The sequence below is a fragment of the Bacillus oleivorans genome, assembly GCF_900207585.1.
Classification (GTDB): Bacteria; Bacillota; Bacilli; order Bacillales; family JC228; genus Bacillus_BF; species Bacillus_BF oleivorans.
The window spans coordinates 318,297-338,463 of record NZ_OAOP01000001.1; the positions used below are offsets into that span (position 1 = coordinate 318,297).

Genomic DNA, 20,167 nt, shown 5'->3' on the forward strand with positions numbered 1-20,167 from the left:
CATGTGGGTACAAAATGCGCCGGCCTTCACAAGTTTTCTCATGTACGTCGTTTTTACAGCACTCCTTTTGTTTGCGGTTCTTGGCTTTGTTACCTATGCGATCTTAGCTGAACGAAAGGTAATGGGCTTCATGCAGCTGCGTCACGGCCCTAATCAAGTCGGTGGGCGCTATGGGCTCCTGCAAACGGTCGCCGACGTACTAAAGCTATTAATCAAGGAAGATACGATTCCGAAGGTGGCAGACCGCCCCTTATTCATTTTAGCACCCGTGATTGCCTTCACCCCTGCCTTTTTAGTATTGGCGGTCATTCCTTTTACGGAAAACCTGCAGTTTGCCGACATTGGGGTTGGCCTCCTTTATTACATTGGCATATCCGGCTTATCAACTCTTGGCATTATCGCGGGAGGGTGGGCATCTAACAATAAATATTCACTGATCGGCGGAATGCGGGCCGCCGCGCAAATGATCTCCTATGAAATACCGCTTGTGATGTCGCTTGTCGGGGTTATTTTATTAGCGGGTTCTATTAATCTAGTAGATATCGTGGAAGCACAAGAGTCCGTTTGGTTTATCCTGTATCAGCCTGTTGCGTTTTTAATTTTTTTGATTGCCTCAGTGGCTGAGCTGAACCGGACACCGTTTGATTTGCCAGAGGCTGAATCTGAGCTTGTCGCAGGGTACCATGTCGAATACTCAGGCTTCCGTTTTGCCTTCTTCATGCTGGCTGAATATGTATACATGTTTGCAATGGCGGGGTTAACCACCGCTCTCTTTTTAGGAGGCTGGCTGCCGCTGCCATTCCTAAGTTTTATACCAGGGGCTGTCTGGTTCAGTATTAAATTTATGATTGTTGTCTTTCTTCTTCTTTGGATCCGTTTTACGTTTCCAAGACTCCGTGCCGACCAATTAATGGAGTTTGGCTGGAAGGTGCTGCTCCCGGTTGCGCTCGCTAATATCTTTGTTACAGCTTTGTTTAAAGGTTTGATCGCAGGATAAGGGGAGTTATCAAATCTAAAAAGCCAGACCTTAACCGCCAATGGAAGGAGGAAATAGGAATGCTAGGATTAGCAAAAGGATTAGCCTATACGTTAAAAAACCTATCCAAAAAGAAGGTAACGTACGACTATCCGAACGAGTCAATCGAAATGCCTGACCGATTTCGGGGAATCCAAAAATTTTATCCGGAAAAATGTATCGTCTGCAATCAATGTGTCAATATCTGTCCAACGAATTGTATTTCACTAACCGGTAAAAAACATCCGGACCCGTCAAAACGCGGAAAAATTATCGAAACCTATGATATTAATTTTGAGATTTGTATTTTATGTGATTTATGTACAGAGGTTTGTCCAACCGAGGCGATTGTGATGACGAATAACTTTGAATTAGCTGAATACAGTAGAGATAACTTGTTTAAAGATCTCGAATGGCTCAATGAAAACGATGAAAACATTCGGGAGGAGAATACGGTATGACCTTCACATTTTCAGGGGAGCTCTTACTCTTTCTCATCCTCGCGCTTGTCAGTTTAATTGGAGGAATTCTCCTGCTTCAGCTAAAAAAAGTCGTCCATATGGTACTGGCACTTGTCATGACCTTCGTCAGCCTGGCTGGTGTGTATGTGATGCTATCCGCCGAATTTGTCGCGGTTGTGCAGATCTTAATTTACTCCGGTGCCGTCACGATTATCATGCTGTTTGGCATCATGCTGACTCGCCACCTCGATGAGGAGCAGAATGATCAGGACAAAGGGAGAAAATTTCTTCTCTTTTTAGGTGTGATGGTCTTTGCGGTTGTCGTATACTACGGCATTTTCAGACTAGAGATTCCTGAACAGACTGCCAATCTCCATCTGGAAAATACAAAGCAAATCGGAATTGAGCTTTTCTCAAAATATGTAATTCCGTTTGAATTAGCATCGGTTTTGCTGCTAGTTGCATTAGTGGGGGCCATTGTTTTAGCCAAAAAAGATGATGAAAAAGAGGAGGGATCCTCATGAGCGCAGTGCCTGTCTCAGCCTTTTTAACCTTGGCCCTGATTTTATTTTGTATTGGCCTTTATGGAGCTCTCACCAAGAAAAATACGGTGATTGTCTTAATCTGTATCGAATTGATGCTGAATGCAGTTAATTTAAATCTGATTGCCTTCGCTAAACTCGGGGTAGCCCCTAGTTTAACGGGACAGGTTTTTTCGCTTTTCACGATTACGGTGGCGGCAGCTGAAGCAGCTGTGGGGCTAGCGATAGTAATGGCGCTGTACCGAAATCGGAAATCTGTACACACCGATGACTACCAAACAATGAAACACTAATTCTTTTCTATCGGCACTTTCACTTAAGGTGCTGGTGGATGGGAGGATTGTGATAAACATGATGGAACAAGCGTGGCTCATCCCGCTGATTCCCCTGGTTGTATCGATTTTGCTTCTTATGATCGGGAAAACGCTGGGAGAAGCAAGTGCTTATATAGGAATAAGTGGTGTCTTTGTTTCATTTCTGCTTTCCCTCTTTGTTCTAATCGAGAGGTTTACGGCAGCAACAGTAAGCCTGGAGTGGGAATGGTTTACACTAGGAGACATCATCTTAACAGCAGGGATCGAAGTAACTGCCTTAAATAGTTTAATGCTCTTTGTCGTTTCGATTGTAAGCTTACTCGTTCACATATATGCAAAGGGGTATATGCATGGTGAGGAGCGGTTTTCAACATTTTATGCCTACTTAAGCTTTTTCACTTTTGCGATGCTTGCATTAGTCATCTCGCCAAACCTCTTGCAAATCTACATATTCTGGGAACTTGTCGGGCTTGGCTCATTTTTACTAATCGGCTTTTATTATCAAAAACAGGCAGCTAAACAAGCCGCGAAAAAAGCATTTATCATGACGCGTATCGGGGATGTCGCACTTTTAGCGGGAATTATCCTTTTGTATATTGAGACAGGCAGCTTCCGGCTTACTGATATTTATCAGGCTGCAGAGACTGGTTTGTTATCTGGAACAATCGCAATCCTTTGCGCCCTGTTAATTTTTATTGGGGCAGTAGGAAAATCGGGGCAATTTCCGCTCCATACCTGGCTTCCAGATGCAATGGAAGGCCCAACTCCAGTATCTGCCTTAATCCATGCCGCAACGATGGTTGCTGCTGGCGTTTACTTAGTTGCGATTTTATTCCCTCTCTTTAGCTTGAGTGAGACGGCAATGTATACGGTCTCATGTTTAGGCGGATTTACCGCAATATTTGCTGCATCGATTGCGCTTGTGCAAAACGATATCAAACGCGTACTCGCATACTCAACAGTGAGCCAGCTTGGATATATGATGCTTGCATTAGGATCGGGAGGGTTTGTCGCAGCCGTCTTTCACCTGACCACTCATGCCTTTTTTAAAGCGCTCCTGTTCCTTGCCGCAGGAAGTGTGATTCATGCCACGGGTACACAGGACATCCGCGAAATGGGCGGACTTAAGGATAAGCTTAAATCAACGGGACCGCTTTTCTTAATCGGAACACTCGCCATCACCGGAGTTCCATTACTTTCAGGCTTTTTTAGTAAAGATGAAATTTTATTGGCAGCCTGGAGCGGAGGATATCTGATTCTCTTTGTATTTGCCCTTGTAACGACTTTTTTAACCGGATTCTATATGTTTCGGCTCTACTTCCTTGTTTTTCATGGAAAACCGAGTGTAAAGCAGAAAAAAGTTCACGAATCTCCTAATGTTATGGTCGTTCCAATGGCAGTACTCGCGTTTTTTGCTATATTCATCGGCTATATTCAAACCCCTTGGTTCGGGCACTTTTTAGGGGACTGGCTCATCGAAGGCACCAATCAGTTTGGAGCCTCGCATGCGGAAGGTCCGCTCTGGATTATGCTCGCTTCCATATTCCTCTCACTTGGAGGAATTGGACTTGCATTTTGGACCTACGGAAAGGGGAATCTGTCCAAAGAAACGACTTCACCTGCTTTACCGCTTACAATGCAAGTCTTGCAAAATAAGTATTATATCGATGAAATCTACGAAGCGACCATTATTCGTGTAACAAGATGGATCAGCCTGCTGTTACAGTGGATTGACCGTTATATCGTTTCCGGCATCGTCCGCGGGATTGCCGTACTGGTTGTCCAATTGGGGAGACAAGGGGCAAAATGGCAGACTGGACAGGTTCAATGGTACGGAAGTGTAGCCTTTTTAGGATTAGCAGTACTTTTAGCGATTTATATGCTGACAGGAGGGGTTCTTAAATGAGTTTTCCATTACTATCAACCATCATTTTGGCTCCTCTTCTCGGTGTGGTGGTTCTTTTATTCATTCCCAAGGAAAAAGAAGGCTTAATCAAATCGTTGGGGATATTAGCTACGATCCCGTCATTAATCCTTACATTCACAGCCTATATAAAGTCACAGCAAGGTATAGATGTATCAACCTGGGCTGAAAAACAGACATGGTTCCGTTTAGGCAGTGAAGAACAATATGGAAAGTATATGTTTTCCATTAACTACGAAGTTGGGGTCAATGGCTTTTCACTTTTGCTGCTCGTTTTAACCGCTTTTATTGCAACGATGGCAGCAATCGCTTCACTAAGAATTGAAAAGGAGTGGAAAGGCTATTTTCAGCTCTTCCTTTTGCTTGAGTTAGGCATGCTCGGTGTGTTTGCAGCTGAAAATATGATTCTCTTTTTCTTATTTTTTGAGATAACGCTTGTAACGGCCTTTTTCTTAATTGGAAAGTGGGGTTACGCATTTAAAGAAAAAGCTGCGTATAGCTTTTTAATTTATAACGGACTAGGGTCAGCTATCTTACTGATTGTGATAACGATTTTGTTTGCGAAAACAGGTACAGTCCAGTTCGGATTACTCGGACAAGTGCTTCAGGATGAAGCGACATTCGACTTAGTTAAAATGACACCAGCACTAAGAATGGGGCTATTGATCCCGATCCTGATTGCATTTGGGATTAAATTGCCGATTTTTCCATTCCATACGTGGATGGTCCATGTTCATACACAAGCACCGCCTCCTGTTGTTATGATCCATTCAGGCATCCTTTTGAAAATTGGCGCATACGGTTTGATCCGTTTCGGCATGGAAATCTTCCCAAAAGAATTTGCGAGCATAGGAGTAGTCATCATTATTCTTGGGCTTATCAACCTTTTATACGGAGCATTCCTTGCCTTAATCCAAGATGATTTAAAGAAAGTGCTAGCCTATTCCTCTGTCTCCCATATGGGGATTGTCTTAATTGGACTAGGCGCTTTGAATATGGAAGGTCTGCAAGGGGCGATGTTTCAGGTCATCTCCCATGGACTGATTTCAAGCCTCTTCTTCTTCCTCGTGGGGGTTTTATACGCGAGGACAGGGACAACCAATATTTCAGAGCTGGGCGGCTTGGTCAAATCTGTACCAGTAGTTGCAGGGCTCCTTTTGACAACAGGACTTGCTTCATTAGGAATCCCAGGCATGTCCGGTTTTATCAGTGAATTTACAGCTTTTGTCGGTATATTCAAATCCCATCCGACAGCAGGATATATCGGTCTGTTAGGACTGATTTTAACAGCCGTCTATGTGCTTAGAGCGGTTCTTGGAATTACGTACGGGGAACCAAAACGAAAACAAGAGTGGGGAGATTTGAAGCCGATTGAATGGGTTCCTTCAGGTTTACTGGTGATTTCTATTATCGCTATTGGCGTGTTCCCTGCCATTCTTACAGAACCACTTTTTACATCATTACAAGCCATCATGGTAAGAATAGGGGGTTGACGTGAATGGATTGGGAAACGTTAAAGCTTTTTCAATGGGAAATGATGGCGCCGGAATTTATCATTTTTGGTGCTGCAGCGATATTAAGTGTAGTAGATTTGTTTCTGCCCAAAAAGGTAAACCGAAACATAATTGGCTGGTTAGCCTTAGGCAGTATTGCACTAGCCTTTGTCGCTTTAGCTCAGGTCCTTCAAGCTCCAACAGTGTCTATCCTGTTTGATACCTTTTACTTAGATGGATTTGCAAAGACGTTCAAGGTGCTGCTGTTAATTGGTACAGCCTTAGTTCTCTTAATGGCGATCGGGGTTAAAAAAGAAGAAGGTTTGGAGGAGTATCGGGGCGAGTTTTACTACCTCTTGCTAACAGCGCTTTTAGGCGCCATGTTTATCACATCAAGTGCTGATTTAATCACTCTCTTTGTCGGTTTAGAGCTATTGTCAATTTCGTCCTATATTTTGGCCGGACTTAAAAAGAAAGATAAACGCTCTAATGAATCGGCCATGAAATATGTGATAAATGGAGGAATAGCCTCGGCGATTCTCCTGTTTGGACTCAGTTATATTTATGGGCTAAGCGGGTCAACTAATTTAGCAGAAATCCGATTAGCCTTGTCCTCGCCCATGAGTGAAAATTACACCTATTTACTGGGAATAGCGTTTTTTATGGTACTCGTTGGAGTCGCCTTTAAAATAGCTTCCGTTCCGTTTCAAATGTGGGCTCCCGACGTATATCAAGGAGCACCGACTCCTGTAGCTGCATTCTTGAGTGTGGTTTCAAAAGCAGCCGGGTTTGTATTACTAATACGCTTGGCACTGTCGATTTTCTCCGCCACACCAAGTGAAGGAGAAACAGGAACTCTTTTAATTGATGCCCAAGTGTATCTCGGTGTAATCGCAGCATTAACGATGATTGTCGGAAACCTAATTGCGATTCGCCAGCGCAATGTAAAACGAATGCTCGCCTACTCGAGCATTGGCCATGCCGGCTATATCTTAGTGGCGTTTACGACTTTAGCACCGTTTATGTATGAAGCGATTTGGTTTTACCTGTTTATCTATATTTTTATGACCCTAGGGGCTTTTACCGTCTTACAGATGGTCACCGAAACAACAAAATCAGAGGACATCAGTTCTTTTGCCGGGCTGTATAAAAAAACACCCGTACTCGCAGTAGCGATGGCGGTATTCCTGCTGTCGCTGGCAGGGATTCCGGGGACAGCAGGGTTTATCGGAAAGCTTCAAATATTAACAAATGCCTTTTTCGCACATCCAGGGCACATTATCTTAGGAACGATTATGATTCTGACCACTGTAATTTCGTATATATATTACTTCGGAGTCATGATCCAAATGTTCTTCCGGCCGGTGGATTCGAAGCTAAGTTCGGTTGCGGTACCGACTGGACCTGCTGTTGTTGTAGTCGTCTGTGTAGTGGCTACCATTTGGTTTGGCCTCGATCCATCCCTGGCAACAGATATTTTTCACATGACGTTTACGGGGTTTATGGATTTGTAAGGGTTTGTTAGTGAAGCTGTAGCCGAAAGAGGGCTGCAGCTTTTATTCTTTTAGATTTGCTTGTGGGTTAAAAGGATATTCGTATTCCAATTAACGCTCAGCAACGTCCAAATATGAATTTGTCCCCCCGATTGTTGAAATTGCCGCCTAATTCCAAGAGTGCGCGCCCGAAAAATCCTCAAAGCGCCCAATTCTGAGTTAGAGGCGCCCAATAATTCTCAAAGCCGCCCAATTCTGAGTTAGAGGCGCCCAATAATTCTCAAAGCCGCCCAATTCCGAGTTAGAGGCGCCCAATAATTTCTCAAAGCCGCCCAATTCCGGTTATGGGCCCCCAATAAATCTCAAAGCCGCCCAATTCCGGTTATGGGCCGCCCAATAATTCTCAAAGCCGCCCAATTCTGAGTTAGAGGCGCCCAATAATTTCTCAAAGCAGCCCAATTCCGGTTATGGGCCGCCCAATAATTTCTCAAAGCCGCCCAATTCCGAGTTAGAGGCGCCCAATAATTTCTCAAAGCAGCCCAATTCCGGTTATGGGCCGCCCAATAATTCACAAAGCCGCCCAATTCTGAGTTAGAGGCGCCCAATAAATCTCAAAGCCGCCCAATTCCGAGTTAGAGGCGCCCAATAATTTTTCAAAGCCGCCCAATTCTGAGTTAGAGGCGCCCAATAATTTCTCAAAACCGCCCAATTCCGAGTTAGAGGCGCCCAATAATTTCTCAAATCGCCCAATTCCATTCTAAAAAGCCCAAACCAACTTCCTCAAGTTCAACTAATCACCCCTTATCCCCCAACAATCCTATAATCGTCACCATCTTTATTTCCACCTCTCCCTAACCACCTATGTTATCATGTTAAAAAGGAGGTATTCACATGGTGACAGACTTTGGGCAACAGGCACTGGTTAGTATCCTTTCACATCTTCTGTTCATCGGGATTACCTGGTGGGCATTGCAGGCGCTGCATTTTGATAAATTACTCCGGGTAAATCGCGTTGTACAAGCTAGGCTTTTATATATACTGTTAACCGTTGCTATTGGATCTAGTGTTAGTAATTTCTTCCTCGATTATTTAATATGGTCGCAGCAGCTTCCATTACTTTTGCCGTAAAAGATTAAACATTTGTTTAAAAATTAGGACTTCTTTCCCTATGTTTCCAGCCTAATCTATATTACAATTGTATTACAGATAGAAAATATTCCTTGGGTTTTGCTAGTAAGTTGGTAGGGATAACCTATTTTCTTTTGATTGTATGAAAGCAAGTTTTACCTAATGAAACACCTTCTTCTCTGGGGAAGGTGTTCACCATTTTACTTTACCGATTTTCATGCAATCAAATCCTCCAAAAACATATAAGAAAATATAGTAATATTCCTACCAATTTTCCCAAAAACCGACATAGATTTCATAGAACTTTGCAGGCATCACGCTGATTGACATACATAGAGTGGAATGAAGTCAAAGGATGACGACAATTACCAGGTATGCTCTTTTCTAACATGGTAAGAATGGTTAGTAAAGGAGAGGAGATAGAGAGATGAAGCGTCAATACCTGGTTGTTTGGATCGTTGGAATTTTTTGTTTGGTATTTGGATTTTTTGGGAATATAACCTCTACGGCAAATCAGCAGCATCAAATTTTTACGCTAGCGGAAACTCTTCAAAGCGAAGGGGGATCCATTAATAATTGGACCGTCCATGCTAGTAAATCTTATTCCCAAATTACAGATGAAACTGATTGGAATGGACTTGTTGAATCTTTCCAACATCATTATGAGCAATTTCACTGGGATTATTCCCAAAAAAATGACCAAAGCCTCTTAACGGGACATGTTAATAAAGACGGCTATTCAATCGAACTGCGTCTTTCCGCAACCCCCACAAATGATACCCTTCATACGTATCTTATATATGAGGTTACGTCTCAAAACTGGAATAAGAAGCAAGTCAACTCCGCAATCAATGGTCTTACTAAATTTTGGAATGAAGAATTTGCCGTACAACCCCAAGTTTTTACTAGTATTGAAGGGGATTTCAGTGATACAATGGTTGAGGATTTACCAGAGAAGGCGAACCAAATCCTCGAAAGCCTAAAAGCAGAGAAAATTGAATCCCTTCAGGAAGAAGATTTTGTTTCGGTATCTGGCTATTCGAAAAAATTAAGCAATGAATTAGCGAACTTTCACAACATGAACGTTCAGATTGGACTGCGAAATGAAGGATTGGGCGCAAAGACTACCTTTGTGGTAGGCACACCAATCATTACGATTGAATATTAATATAGAGAATATGGACGCGGAGGGGAATACACTTGGAAAAAATCATCGTCCGCGGCGGAAATAGGCTTGAAGGCATTGTAAAAGTAGAAGGTGCAAAGAATGCTGTATTGCCTGTCATCGCTGCATCGTTATTAGCAAGTGATGGAAAAAGTGTAATTCGTGATGTGCCAGCTCTCTCCGATGTATACACCATCAGTGAAGTTTTACGGTATATAGGCGCGGATGTTTCAATCCGTGAAGGTGTTGTTGAAGTAGATGCATCTAGAGAGTTAATAGAGGAAGCGCCGTTTGAATACGTTCGAAAAATGCGTGCTTCCGTGCTTGTCATGGGTTCATTATTAGCTAGAAATGGGCGTGCCCGCGTAGCCTTACCAGGTGGCTGCGCAATCGGTTCCCGTCCTATTGATCAGCATTTAAAAGGCTTTGAAGCTATGGGTGCGGTCGTAAAGGTAGGGAACGGATTTATCGACGCTGAAGTAAATGGAAAATTAAAAGGTGCCAAAGTGTATTTAGATTTCCCGAGTGTGGGAGCTACAGAAAATATTATGATGGCCGCAACATTGGCAGAAGGCACAACGGTTATTGAAAACTGTGCAAAAGAACCAGAAATTGTAGATTTAGCCAACTTTTTAAATAAGATGGGTGCCGGGGTAAAGGGTGCTGGCACAGGTACCATTAAAATCGAAGGTGTACCAAGATTGTATGGTACAGAGCATGCGATTATTCCAGATCGAATTGAGGCAGGAACCTTTATGGTAGCTGCGGCGATTACTCGTGGAAATGTCCTTGTACGTGGAGCAGTTCCAGAGCATTTAACCTCACTTGTTGCAAAGCTGGAAGAAATGGGTGTCACCATTAAAGAAGAAAACGATGGAATCCGTGTAATCGGACCTGATAAACTAAAAGCCGTCGATATAAAAACGATGCCACATCCAGGTTTCCCTACAGACATGCAATCACAAATGATGGCTTTGCTTCTCTGTGCACAAGGATCCAGCATGATCACGGAAACGGTATTTGAAAATCGTTTTATGCACGTGGAAGAATTCCGCCGCATGAATGCGGATATTAAAATCGAAGGACGTTCCGTTATTATGAATGGTCCATGTGAACTGCAAGGAGCCGAAGTAGCCGCTACTGATTTACGTGCAGCAGCTGCATTAATCTTAGCCGGACTTCGTGCAGATGGGATGACTCGTGTGACTGAATTGAAGCATCTTGACAGAGGATATGTCAACTTCCACGGCAAACTTGCCATGCTCGGTGCCGATATCGAACGCGTTTCAGAAGCAGATGAATTCACAGGTAAAACTGTGAAAAGAGAAGTGGCTCAATAAAGGATAAACCCTTCATGTAGGTGGAGGGTTTATTTTTTTGTGCTTGAATCTGTCCAACTATGGAAGGACTGAACTCTATTTTTATGGTATTGGTAACCGGATGTTGGCAATTTTAAGCAATCTCAGTATCAAATAACAGAACTCAGAGCCTGATAACCGAACTCCAAGAGCTTTTTTCCGACTCAGAGATCGGTTAACCGAACTCAGGAACGGTTAACCGAACTCAGGAGCGGATAACCGAACTCAGGAACAGATAACCGAACTCAAAGACCGCGTAACCGAACTCAAGGAACAGATAACCGAACTCAGGATCAGATAACCGAACTCAGAGACCGCGTAACCGAACTCAGGAACGGATAACCGAACTCAGAGACCGCGTAACCGAACTCAAGGAACAGATAACCGAACTCAGGAACGGATAACCGAACTCAGGAGCGGATAACCGAACTCAGAGACCGCGTAACCGAACTCAAGGAACAGATAACCGAACTCAGAGACCGCGTAACCGAACTCAAGGAACGGATAACCGAACTCAGGAACGGATAACCGAACTCAGAGACCGCGTAACCGAACTCAAAGAACAGATAACCGAACTCAGAGACCGCGTAACCGAACTCAAGGAACGGATAACCGAACTCAGGAACGGATAACCGAACTCAGGAACGGATAACCGAACTCAGGAACGGATAAACCGAACTCAGAGACCGCGTAACCGAACTCAGGAACAGATAACCGAACTCAGAGACCGCGTAACCGAACTCAGGATCAGATAACCGAACTCAGAGACCGCGTAACCGAACTCAAGGAACAGATAACCGAACTCAAAGACCGCGTAACCGAACTCAGGATCAGATAACCGAACTCAAGGAACAGATAACCGAACTCAGAGACCGCGTAACCGAACTCAGGAACGGATAACCGAACTCAGGAGCGGATAACCGAACTCAGAGACCACGTAACCGAACTCAAAGACCGCGTAACCGAACTCAGGAACGGATAACCGAACTCAGAGACCAATTAACCGCCCTCAATCCCCCATTAACCGCCGATCCCAGTAAAGTACCCAACAAAATATACTGAAATATCCTCTCTAACTAGTCCCATCTACCTAAAAAGCCTATTCTTTTTCCTATTGTATGACACCATTTTTTAATTCATGAGGTAGACACCCCGTTCTTATCTTTACATTTTAATGACAAACGAGCGAACCCCATATGTAAAATACCCCGATTCTAGCAACTCTATTAATTTTTATTTGAAACCAATCTATTCTTGTCATAATTCGACCAACCCCTCCATACATATGAAGTGTAGGTTTAAAAACCGAACGAAGGACCAACACTACATAAGTACGGAGGCTAAAACATGAAGGATTGGAAATCAATTGTCGCAGTATTAACCGCAGTAAGTTTATTCATTCTATTAATTCCCACTCTGCTTGTTCTCCCGACGCTCGTCAATGATGAGAATGGGGAACTTGTTGAAGAATCCCAGCAGCTAGAAGAGAGTGAATGGACGGCACTATTAAATGACCAAGCAGTCGAAGTCGCTGTCTACCGTACCGGATCAGAGGAGATTGAAAAATTTCCATTGGAGCAATACATTGTAGGAGTAGTGGCTGCTGAAATGCCAGCCGAATTTGAGCTCGAAGCTTTAAAAGCTCAAAGCTTAGCGGCGAGAACGTATGTAGTCAGACAGTTAAACCAGGGTAATACGGAAGGCTTGCCGGAAGGGGCAGTCGTTTCCGATTCGGTGTCACACCAGGTGTTTAAAAGTGAGGCCGAATTAAAAAAGAGCTGGGGCACCGAGTTTGATGCCAAAATAAACAAAATCCGCCAGGCGGTTGCAGAAACAGCCGGGCAAGTCATCACTTATGAAGGAAAACCAATCGATGCCTCGTTTTTCTCAACCTCTAATGGTTACACGGAAAACTCAGAGGACTACTGGGAAAATGAAATTCCTTATTTAAGAAGTGTCGAAAGCCCTTGGGACAAAGAATCCCCAAAATTCACGCAAGAAAAAACATTGACAGTTGAGGAATTCGAAGCAAAGCTGGGAGTAAAAATCACGAATAAGGATATTGGAAAAGTTCTCTCCCGAACTGAAGGGGAAAGGATTGAACAAATCAAGATTGGCGAAAAGGTATTGACCGGACGTGAAGTCAGAGAAAAGCTAGATCTCGCCTCCTCTGATTTTACATGGGTGCTGCGCGGAGACGAAATAATTGTCACAACAGAAGGCTATGGCCATGGAGTTGGAATGAGCCAATACGGAGCCAACGGAATGGCGAAGGATGGAAAAACCTATCAAGACATCGTCAGCCACTATTATCAGGATGTAACCATTTCAGAGGCCGAACCGTTTTTAAAACAATACATGGTTAAAAAATAACGAAAAAGACACTCGCCCATCATGCGGCAGAGTGTCTTTATTTGTTTGAACCCGTCAGGTATACCTGAATTTTTTTCAATGCCAGCCCCGGCTGTTTCGGCGGACTCGCAAAAAACGTTCGAGTAATAATCATATAACAAACGAAAACCCCAATAAAATCCTTCACTAAATCTATCACCGCAAATGAACGGTAAGGAACCGTATACTGATGCAGCTCATCAATCACCCCATAAAGACATGCCCAAACCGCAGCGAAACGACTGCTTCTCAAAGAGAACTTCCCAATCATAATGAAAAAGAAAACAATGAAACAATAGAGAATCCCAAACTCTATTAAATGTAAGGATTCTTTAAACCATTTATCAAACTCATTATCGCTGACTCTGATAATCGCATCATGCGGAAGACTCGATAAGACCCAAATCAGGCCCATATATAAAAAGGGAGACAGAATCAATAACCAACGGAAAAACAGCCTCATTGTACCACGTTCCTTTCCAAGCTGCGTAAAACATTGTAGCACAGCTCCGTTCCTATTAAAAAGGATACTTCAAAAAAATTTTTATGAATTCATGCATAAAATAGGAAAATTGTCGAAAACTAACTCCAAAAAAATTTTTTTTAAGATAGGTATAGAAATAGGTTCATCTGTTCAGACTGATTGCTGAGGTGATGAAAATGAGAGAGGAAGAAAAGAAGCGATCTTCTCAAAACTCTGGCACACAACGCAAAAAATGGATTTTTCCCGCAGTCTACATTTCAGCAGCGGCCCTTTTACTTACTGCAGTAGTATGGATCACATCAGGTGATGATGAAGCACAAAAGCCTAATGAAACTGGTACTGTAGTAAATGAAAACGGCGATATCGTCGAAGTTAATAATCTCTTAGAAAACTTCGTATGGCCTGTTGAAAACCCGGATGAAGTGAAAGTAGTAACCGGATATTGGGATTCTGCAGCATCCAATGAGGAACAAGAAGCCGCACTCGTATTTTATAATAATCAATATCGCCCTAACAAAGGTATCGATATTGCAATGGAAAACGGGGAAAGCTTTAATGTTGTAGCCTCTATGGCTGGGGTAGTAAGTGATATCCGTGAAGATTCACTGCTTGGGAATGTCATTGAAGTTAAACATGCAGAAGGCGTTGTGACCCAGTATCAGTCTGTGACTGACATTCAAGTTGAGGTTGGCGATCAAGTGGAGCAAGGTCAAGTACTAGCTTCAGCTGGTCAAAGTCTATTAAACGAAGCAGCAGGAACTCATCTGCACTTTGAAGTACGGGTGGATGGACAAGCAGTTAATCCATTAACAGCCTTTGATAATCCATTAAGTGCTTTAGTTGAGATGAACACTGAAGCAACAGCTGATGAAGAAGCAGATGCGAATGAACCAGCAGTTGAAGATCCAGCTGCTGAAGAGCCAGCTACTGAAGATCCTGCAGCTGAAGAGCCAGCCGATGAAGGCCAGGTTGACGATGAGACAGAAAGCGACGAAGAAACTTCCGATGAACCAGCTGATGAAACTGGTGATAACGAAGAAGAATCTCCAGACGCTTCCATTGGACAAGATAACGCATAATCAAGTAAACTCTTACAACGATACGCATAAAATTGGAGAGAGAACTCCTACTTGCTTAAAAGCAGGCAGGGGTTCTTTTTTTTGTGCAAAAACCCATTTTGAATAACTTTTTAAATATTTCCACACCTTAAATTCCACTTTGTCGAAATGTTTTTCGTTAATTATAGGAAAAATAATCCATTGGTAGGATTTATCAAAATGGGTAAATCATGTATTTTCTTATCGTTATGATAAAAAGAGGAGGTTTTACCTATATGAACGAAGTAAAAGCAGAGCTGTTTGCAGATGGCTGCAATCGGCAATTACCAGCATGGGGAGTCACACGACAGTTTGAATTTGGGCAGTTTGTCATTCTTTATGACTATCGAACTGTTAATGGGAGGCCAGTTTCAACCCCGATTGTCCTATCCCAGGATGGTGACATTGTCGTTGAGCAGCCAGATCCATTACATGTGACGAATGCAGCAGCGTACGTTTCCAGCAAAGGCGTCCCCATTCAATTACTCTATCAAACAGACAAAGCGATTGAATTACTTCAAGGAAAAAATCCTGCCCAAGTTGTAATCAGAAATATTGAAGATTTTTTACGAAATCAAGCAGTTATTGAAAATGGTATTACATACAGTGCCAATTTTCCGGAAGATGCAAAGGCTAGAATTATGTCAGGTCAGCCAGTCACGATTATCGGAAATAGACGTACTGGAAATATACAAGAGAAGGTTTTGCTTAACTTTGTCCCACAAGCAACTGAAGTAGCAGTAAAGGCTCAAGATTTGGTTGCAATTTTTACGAAAGGCGAGTATGTAACGCAAGGAAAGACGCTTCGGCTCCAGGTAACGTCTGCAACCGTTGAGGGTCTTTTAAGTAAGCAAGAAGGGGTAGTGCTTGGTGCAGCGCAAAACGGGGTGAGAGAATTAATCAAATTTAAGATAAAAGATTTAGGCACCACCACATCACCCATCTCATTACCTGTACAAAACCAGGAGCAAATTCAGGATATATCAGATATGATTAAGCTGTCAGGCGGCCGCCAGCTTCCAATTAACATAAATCAAAATCCGTTTCCAAACTTGAGTCAGACCGGAACCATCGTCAAAGAAGCCTCAAATTCAACGATTGATACGGCTGTGAGAGCACAAGGCGGGGCTGATCTTGTATCCAATTCAACAAGTGGATTTACTTCACAGCAGATTGAAAAATTTATTAAAGATTTGCTTGAAAAATATAACGCTGCCGCACAAAACTATAGCCGCAAGCGGGATGGACTTCAAGTAGCAATTTTACTCCCATGGCAGCAAAACTGGAAGCTCGAAGGCTATTCAAGAGGAAACCTATTATCCACGATTTCGCTTGCACCAGGTGAAGAGACAACGATTACGATTTCGAGCTGGGAAAATCGCTCCAAAGCTTTAGAACAGATACCAGAAACTGAGGTTGACCAGCAAGTGGATTATTCGCAAACAACAAGGGACACCGAAGACGTCTTCCGGGAAATGACGAGCCGCAACGAGTTCCAATCGCAAATCCACGGGAATGTTGATGCATCCTATACAAACGGAGTAGCATCGGTCAGCATCGGAATGGATGGGGGAGTTAGCAACACGGATAGTCTCTCAAATGTAATGAAAACCACGAATAATCATTTACGCGAGGTGACATCCCGAGCTTCAACAAAAGTACGTTCCAAACGGATTACCAAGATTACAGAAAGTGTCGAGCAAGGATACTCCCAGCAAGTAACACGTGTTATTAAAAACCCAAATGAATGCAGAACTCTGACCCTCGATTATCACGAAACCCTGGCTCACTACAAAGTAAGCACTGAGTTTTTAGCCAATAAAGTCAGGTTGGTTGTACTTATTCCAAATCCAATCAGTAATAAGGTCTTTAACCCTCTACTAGTCCGCAAGAATGAAACCGCTCTGCAGAATGCCCTCTTAGACCCAGCCCTTGGAGATGGATTTGAAGCATGCCGATTGTTAACATCTTATCAATTTGCAAAAGATGAATTAATCAAAATTAGTACAGAACATAAGAAAGTGGCTGAACTGGACCGCGAACGAGTTAAGACTCCTCAGGTTCAAAAACCAAAAAATCCTCATGAATCTGCTGTCCTTGATCTTCTAAAGGAAATTGGAGCAATTGTGAGCAAGTTGCTAGAAGCGAAGGTTTCATCTGCTTTAACAGCTATCGGCAAACATAACCAGTTATCCGATTATGTGAGAGCAAGTGCCCAGCAATGGATGTTTATTAGTCTATGCCGGGACAAAATAAGTCCGTCATTCATAGATACTCTCAAAAACGTCGCTAACAATAAAGATTCACTGGGAATTAAGCATGTCCAAGATATTCTCGACACTGTACCTGGACCGGGAGCGTATCCAAATCTCTCAAACCTAAATGAATTACCGGATTCTGATAAGGAAAATGCAGGGCTCAATGTTCAAATTAAATCACAGCCTGGTTACATTGATTGGGACTGGGCCTGGTGGACTGGACGCTGCCGTGAAGAAGGTCTTTATCATCTTCATGACGGCGGATTAGCAGCAAAAATTAAACGCCTCAGTGAAGTCTGGCAAGATTACCAGGCGAAAAATGCGGAAGGAGAAGGGATTCTACAAGGCAGTGAACTTGCTCAGACTGCCCAACAAAATCAAGATAACGCCAACTTTATGGATCGGCTCGAGATGAAATACGGACTCGAAACGGTCGCATCAGCAAGAGAAAGAATGGAAGCCTTACTCGGCCATCTCAATGATCATCTCGATTATTACAATTACGTACTGTTCCAGGCATTGCCTCCAGGTGAACAGCTTCACCTTCTCATGACAGAGGCACCACAGCTGCAAGTCGGTACCTTTGAACCGCATGTTGTTGCCATGACAGGAAAATTCTTAGCAGTACCTCTGTCGCCACTTGGTACTACGAAACTCGAAAAAACACTGACTACGATTAAAGAGGCATTGCGAAAAGCAAGCCAGGATGCACAAGAAACGGCAGACGAAATGGCTGAAAATCACATGATCCTTCCGACCCCTGGCGTCACAGTCGAAACGAGACTCGGACAATGCAGCGGATGTGAAGAAACGGTTGAACAGCTTCGCATTGCTGAAGTCAGAAAAGCCCTTGCAGAAGCCCGGATGGCGGAATTGGAAGTGGCAAGATTGGAGGCTGAGCTTAAACAGTAGATAAGAGGATTGTGGAGGAAATATAGGGGATAAATTTTTTATCCCCGATTTTCTAAAAATTTTTTGACTGGGCTTAAATTAAACTTACCTAGGAAAGGGGGTCTATATATGATGACCTATACAAAAACGGAAGAGAAACAGCAGGCTACTGCAGCAGATATTGAAGATGCAATCGCATATATTCGGCATTCTTTGTTTTTTCAGCTAGAACGTCATCAGTTATTTGTGGATGCTGCCGTATTAGCTGTGGAGCAAGTTCAGGACATACGGATCGAAATGCTTGAGAAGGAATCAAAAAAAGAAGAGATTACTATATATGATATCTTTTTTGACTTAGTTTTGACCTATTGTTGGCAGGCAAGACTTGCAGAACCACTTATAAAACTAGTTGCGAAAGGGATTATCACGCAGTTATTGAAGAGAAGAGCTGTATACCATAGTCTTCCCAAAACGGATTATGGGGCTCAACTTTTCGGGATGGCCAGGCGTGAGGGTGATAGTAAAAAGGTGATGGATCAAATCGTTAAAGAACATGTGACCAACCAGAAAAGATTTACGAGTGATGAATTTGCCATGTTTAGCAGTGAGGTAAGAGATTTTGTCAAAAATGCACCTGATACCATTAGTAAGGAAGTTGTAAAATTACCTGATGAATTAAAGAAACTCAATAAACCTAAACCTTTATCATTTACCAATTCTCCAAGTATTTCTGTACTGAACGCGGCTCAAACCTATATGCGAAATCATCGATTAGCCCTAAATGTACAGCAAACAGAAATCATTAAACTTTTACGAAAGATTCAATTCGAAAAACCTCCAATAACAAAAAAGGAATTGAGTCAGTTCTTAACACTTTTTAAATGGGAGGAATTTAAAGATTCTACTGAGGTAAGGGAGAAATATCAATTAGTATTTGAAGCAGTCATATGGTCTCAATTATACCATTGGGTCTATAGAAAACATTATTTTTCAAACAAAGATACACTAGAAGGTGTTCCAGACGTGCTTAGGGATTACTTTCTAGTAAGATTTAGACCACTTATGCTCCATGATACTGAGAGAATTGGACATTTTTGATAGATTGCCAAAAATGCACCAAGTAAAAAAACTTGCTTTGTTATTTGATGATTTTGCTCATACCGAAATGAACCGAGTTAAAGTGAATAATGTCTTTGTATTGAATTAATCAGAACCGAGGGGAACACGAGCTCCCATTAGGTTCATAGATTTAAAGATAATTGAGGGAAAGCAAAAAGAAGTAATGTCTTTCCAAACTCAGGGCAGCAACATTACTTCTTTTTCAATTTTATAATTTATAAAAAGGGGATGGGGCAGATGTATAAAGTAATTACAGTTGGAGCGGGGCACAGTGAAAGGTCAAATGGCGCGAACAGAAACGGATATAAAGAGCATGAAGTGGCTAGGGTGCTGAAGGATAAGTTAATTGCAGCGTTACGTTCAGTTGGGCAGAAAACGGTCGACTGCACATCTGATGCAGCAACGAAAGAAGCCGTTCTGGCAGAACAAGTGCGGATGTGTAATGCCGTAAATAAAAATGGGCGACTAGACGTTTCAATCCATTTAAACGCTGGGGGCGGCACAGGTTCAGAGGTTCTTTATTATGATCAGAAAGCATTAGCAGCAAAGGTTTCAGCAAGTATCTGCAAGGTTGCTGGCTGGCGTGACCGAGGCGCAAAAATAAGAGACGATTTATATTTTTTAAGAAACACCGATGCACCTGCAATTCTGATTGAGGTTTGTTTTATCGATTCTGCGTCAGACATGAAAATCCTAAATGAAAAGATGGACGCCATTGTGAATGCTATTGCAAAAGAACTAACCGGAAAAAACGGAAAAGTTCCGACTCCCAAACCTGTAATCATAAAAGATAATAGCAAACCGGTGATCATGAATGATCAAAACTTCAAAATTAAAGTAAAAGCAAAAGAGCTTTGGTACTACGACAAGCCCGACTGGAATGCCAAAAAGAATACTGTAAAGGCTGGCGAAGTGTTTACAGTTGTTGAGACATTAACGGTGAACGGGTCTAAAATGTATAAACTGAAGAGCGGTGTATATTTAACAGCTAACCCAAGTTTTGTCGATAAAATCTAATTCTTCGAACAGCGTCC

The 20,167-nt window shown here is 42.6% G+C and carries 16 protein-coding genes; 15 read left to right on the forward strand and 1 reads right to left on the reverse strand.

Annotated features, from left to right (window positions below):
• Nucleotide 1: 1 nt before the first annotated feature.
• The 11 genes from nuoH (at nt 2) to spoIID (ending at nt 13,266) form a co-directional block, all read left to right on the forward strand.
• Entirely contained in the window at nt 2-997 is a 996-nt protein-coding gene (nuoH, locus tag CRO56_RS01505; protein ID WP_425427166.1) for an NADH-quinone oxidoreductase subunit NuoH, read from the forward strand.
• Nucleotides 998-1,056: 59 nt separating this feature from the next.
• Complete coding sequence (gene nuoI / locus CRO56_RS01510; RefSeq protein ID WP_097156821.1) at nt 1,057-1,476, forward strand: NADH-quinone oxidoreductase subunit NuoI; 420 nt, start codon at nt 1,057-1,059, stop codon at nt 1,474-1,476.
• Nucleotides 1,473-2,000, forward strand: a complete 528-nt coding sequence (locus CRO56_RS01515) for an NADH-quinone oxidoreductase subunit J (protein WP_097156822.1) — start codon at nt 1,473-1,475, stop codon at nt 1,998-2,000. The genes nuoI and CRO56_RS01515 overlap by 4 nt, the downstream gene beginning before the upstream one ends.
• Nucleotides 1,997-2,311 (forward strand): NADH-quinone oxidoreductase subunit NuoK, encoded by a 315-nt coding sequence (gene nuoK / locus CRO56_RS01520; protein ID WP_097156823.1) that lies wholly within the window; start codon nt 1,997-1,999, stop codon nt 2,309-2,311. The genes CRO56_RS01515 and nuoK overlap by 4 nt, the downstream gene beginning before the upstream one ends.
• Nucleotides 2,312-2,369: 58 nt before the next feature.
• A complete protein-coding gene (gene nuoL / locus CRO56_RS01525) occupies nt 2,370-4,238 on the forward strand; it encodes an NADH-quinone oxidoreductase subunit L (RefSeq protein WP_097156824.1) in 1,869 nt (622 codons plus the stop codon).
• A complete protein-coding gene (locus tag CRO56_RS01530) occupies nt 4,235-5,749 on the forward strand; it encodes a complex I subunit 4 family protein (protein ID WP_097156825.1) in 1,515 nt (504 codons plus the stop codon). Before nuoL ends, CRO56_RS01530 begins: the two co-directional genes overlap by 4 nt.
• Before the next feature lie 5 nt (nt 5,750-5,754).
• The gene (nuoN, locus tag CRO56_RS01535) at nt 5,755-7,263 is read left to right on the forward strand and encodes an NADH-quinone oxidoreductase subunit NuoN (RefSeq protein ID WP_097156826.1); all 1,509 of its coding nucleotides are present in this window, start codon (nt 5,755-5,757) and stop codon (nt 7,261-7,263) included.
• 870 nt (nt 7,264-8,133) lie between these two features.
• Nucleotides 8,134-8,370 (forward strand): DUF1146 family protein, encoded by a 237-nt coding sequence (locus CRO56_RS01545; protein ID WP_097156828.1) that lies wholly within the window; start codon nt 8,134-8,136, stop codon nt 8,368-8,370.
• Nucleotides 8,371-8,797: 427 nt separating this feature from the next.
• On the forward strand, nt 8,798-9,538 hold the full coding sequence (locus CRO56_RS01550) for a YwmB family TATA-box binding protein (protein ID WP_097156829.1): 741 nt from the start codon (nt 8,798-8,800) through the stop codon (nt 9,536-9,538).
• 32 nt (nt 9,539-9,570) lie between these two features.
• Nucleotides 9,571-10,875 carry a UDP-N-acetylglucosamine 1-carboxyvinyltransferase gene (gene murA / locus CRO56_RS01555; RefSeq protein ID WP_097156830.1) on the forward strand — a complete coding sequence of 435 codons (1,305 nt, stop codon included), beginning with the start codon at nt 9,571-9,573 and terminating at the stop codon, nt 10,873-10,875.
• A gap of 1,365 nt (nt 10,876-12,240) precedes the next feature.
• Nucleotides 12,241-13,266, forward strand: coding sequence for a stage II sporulation protein D (spoIID, locus tag CRO56_RS01560; RefSeq protein ID WP_097156831.1), 1,026 nt, complete (start codon nt 12,241-12,243; stop codon nt 13,264-13,266).
• A 37-nt stretch (nt 13,267-13,303) separates the two neighbouring features.
• On the opposite strand, the gene CRO56_RS01565 is transcribed toward spoIID, so the two are convergent.
• Nucleotides 13,304-13,789, reverse strand: a complete 486-nt coding sequence (locus CRO56_RS01565; RefSeq protein ID WP_142305169.1) for a VanZ family protein — start codon at nt 13,787-13,789, stop codon at nt 13,304-13,306.
• 155 nt (nt 13,790-13,944) lie between these two features.
• Between CRO56_RS01565 and spoIIQ the strand changes: the two genes are divergently transcribed.
• From spoIIQ to CRO56_RS01585, 4 genes are all read left to right on the forward strand, one after another.
• Nucleotides 13,945-14,847 (forward strand): stage II sporulation protein SpoIIQ, encoded by a 903-nt coding sequence (gene spoIIQ / locus CRO56_RS01570; RefSeq protein WP_097156833.1) that lies wholly within the window; start codon nt 13,945-13,947, stop codon nt 14,845-14,847.
• Nucleotides 14,848-15,101: 254 nt separating this feature from the next.
• Nucleotides 15,102-18,035: a hypothetical protein gene (locus CRO56_RS01575; protein WP_097156834.1), complete on the forward strand. Its 2,934-nt coding sequence runs from the start codon at nt 15,102-15,104 to the stop codon at nt 18,033-18,035.
• Between the two features lie 108 nt (nt 18,036-18,143).
• Nucleotides 18,144-19,112 (forward strand): hypothetical protein, encoded by a 969-nt coding sequence (locus tag CRO56_RS01580; RefSeq protein ID WP_097156835.1) that lies wholly within the window; start codon nt 18,144-18,146, stop codon nt 19,110-19,112.
• 258 nt (nt 19,113-19,370) lie between these two features.
• Nucleotides 19,371-20,150, forward strand: coding sequence for an N-acetylmuramoyl-L-alanine amidase (locus tag CRO56_RS01585; RefSeq protein WP_179714132.1), 780 nt, complete (start codon nt 19,371-19,373; stop codon nt 20,148-20,150).
• Nucleotides 20,151-20,167 lie beyond the last annotated feature (17 nt).

Bases quoted from the DNA above. Each gene is read 5' to 3' on its own strand.
- nuoH (WP_425427166.1), top strand. From the start codon at position 2: ATGTGGGTACAAAATGCGCCGGCCTTCACAAGTTTTCTCATGTACGTC.
- nuoI (WP_097156821.1), top strand. From the start codon at position 1,057: ATGCTAGGATTAGCAAAAGGATTAGCCTATACGTTAAAAAACCTATCC.
- CRO56_RS01515 (WP_097156822.1), top strand. From the start codon at position 1,473: ATGACCTTCACATTTTCAGGGGAGCTCTTACTCTTTCTCATCCTCGCG.
- nuoK (WP_097156823.1), top strand. From the start codon at position 1,997: ATGAGCGCAGTGCCTGTCTCAGCCTTTTTAACCTTGGCCCTGATTTTA.
- nuoL (WP_097156824.1), top strand. From the start codon at position 2,370: ATGATGGAACAAGCGTGGCTCATCCCGCTGATTCCCCTGGTTGTATCG.
- CRO56_RS01530 (WP_097156825.1), top strand. From the start codon at position 4,235: ATGAGTTTTCCATTACTATCAACCATCATTTTGGCTCCTCTTCTCGGT.
- nuoN (WP_097156826.1), top strand. From the start codon at position 5,755: ATGGATTGGGAAACGTTAAAGCTTTTTCAATGGGAAATGATGGCGCCG.
- CRO56_RS01545 (WP_097156828.1), top strand. From the start codon at position 8,134: ATGGTGACAGACTTTGGGCAACAGGCACTGGTTAGTATCCTTTCACAT.
- CRO56_RS01550 (WP_097156829.1), top strand. From the start codon at position 8,798: ATGAAGCGTCAATACCTGGTTGTTTGGATCGTTGGAATTTTTTGTTTG.
- spoIID (WP_097156831.1), top strand. From the start codon at position 12,241: ATGAAGGATTGGAAATCAATTGTCGCAGTATTAACCGCAGTAAGTTTA.
- spoIIQ (WP_097156833.1), top strand. From the start codon at position 13,945: ATGAGAGAGGAAGAAAAGAAGCGATCTTCTCAAAACTCTGGCACACAA.
- CRO56_RS01575 (WP_097156834.1), top strand. From the start codon at position 15,102: ATGAACGAAGTAAAAGCAGAGCTGTTTGCAGATGGCTGCAATCGGCAA.
- CRO56_RS01580 (WP_097156835.1), top strand. From the start codon at position 18,144: ATGATGACCTATACAAAAACGGAAGAGAAACAGCAGGCTACTGCAGCA.
- CRO56_RS01585 (WP_179714132.1), top strand. From the start codon at position 19,371: ATGTATAAAGTAATTACAGTTGGAGCGGGGCACAGTGAAAGGTCAAAT.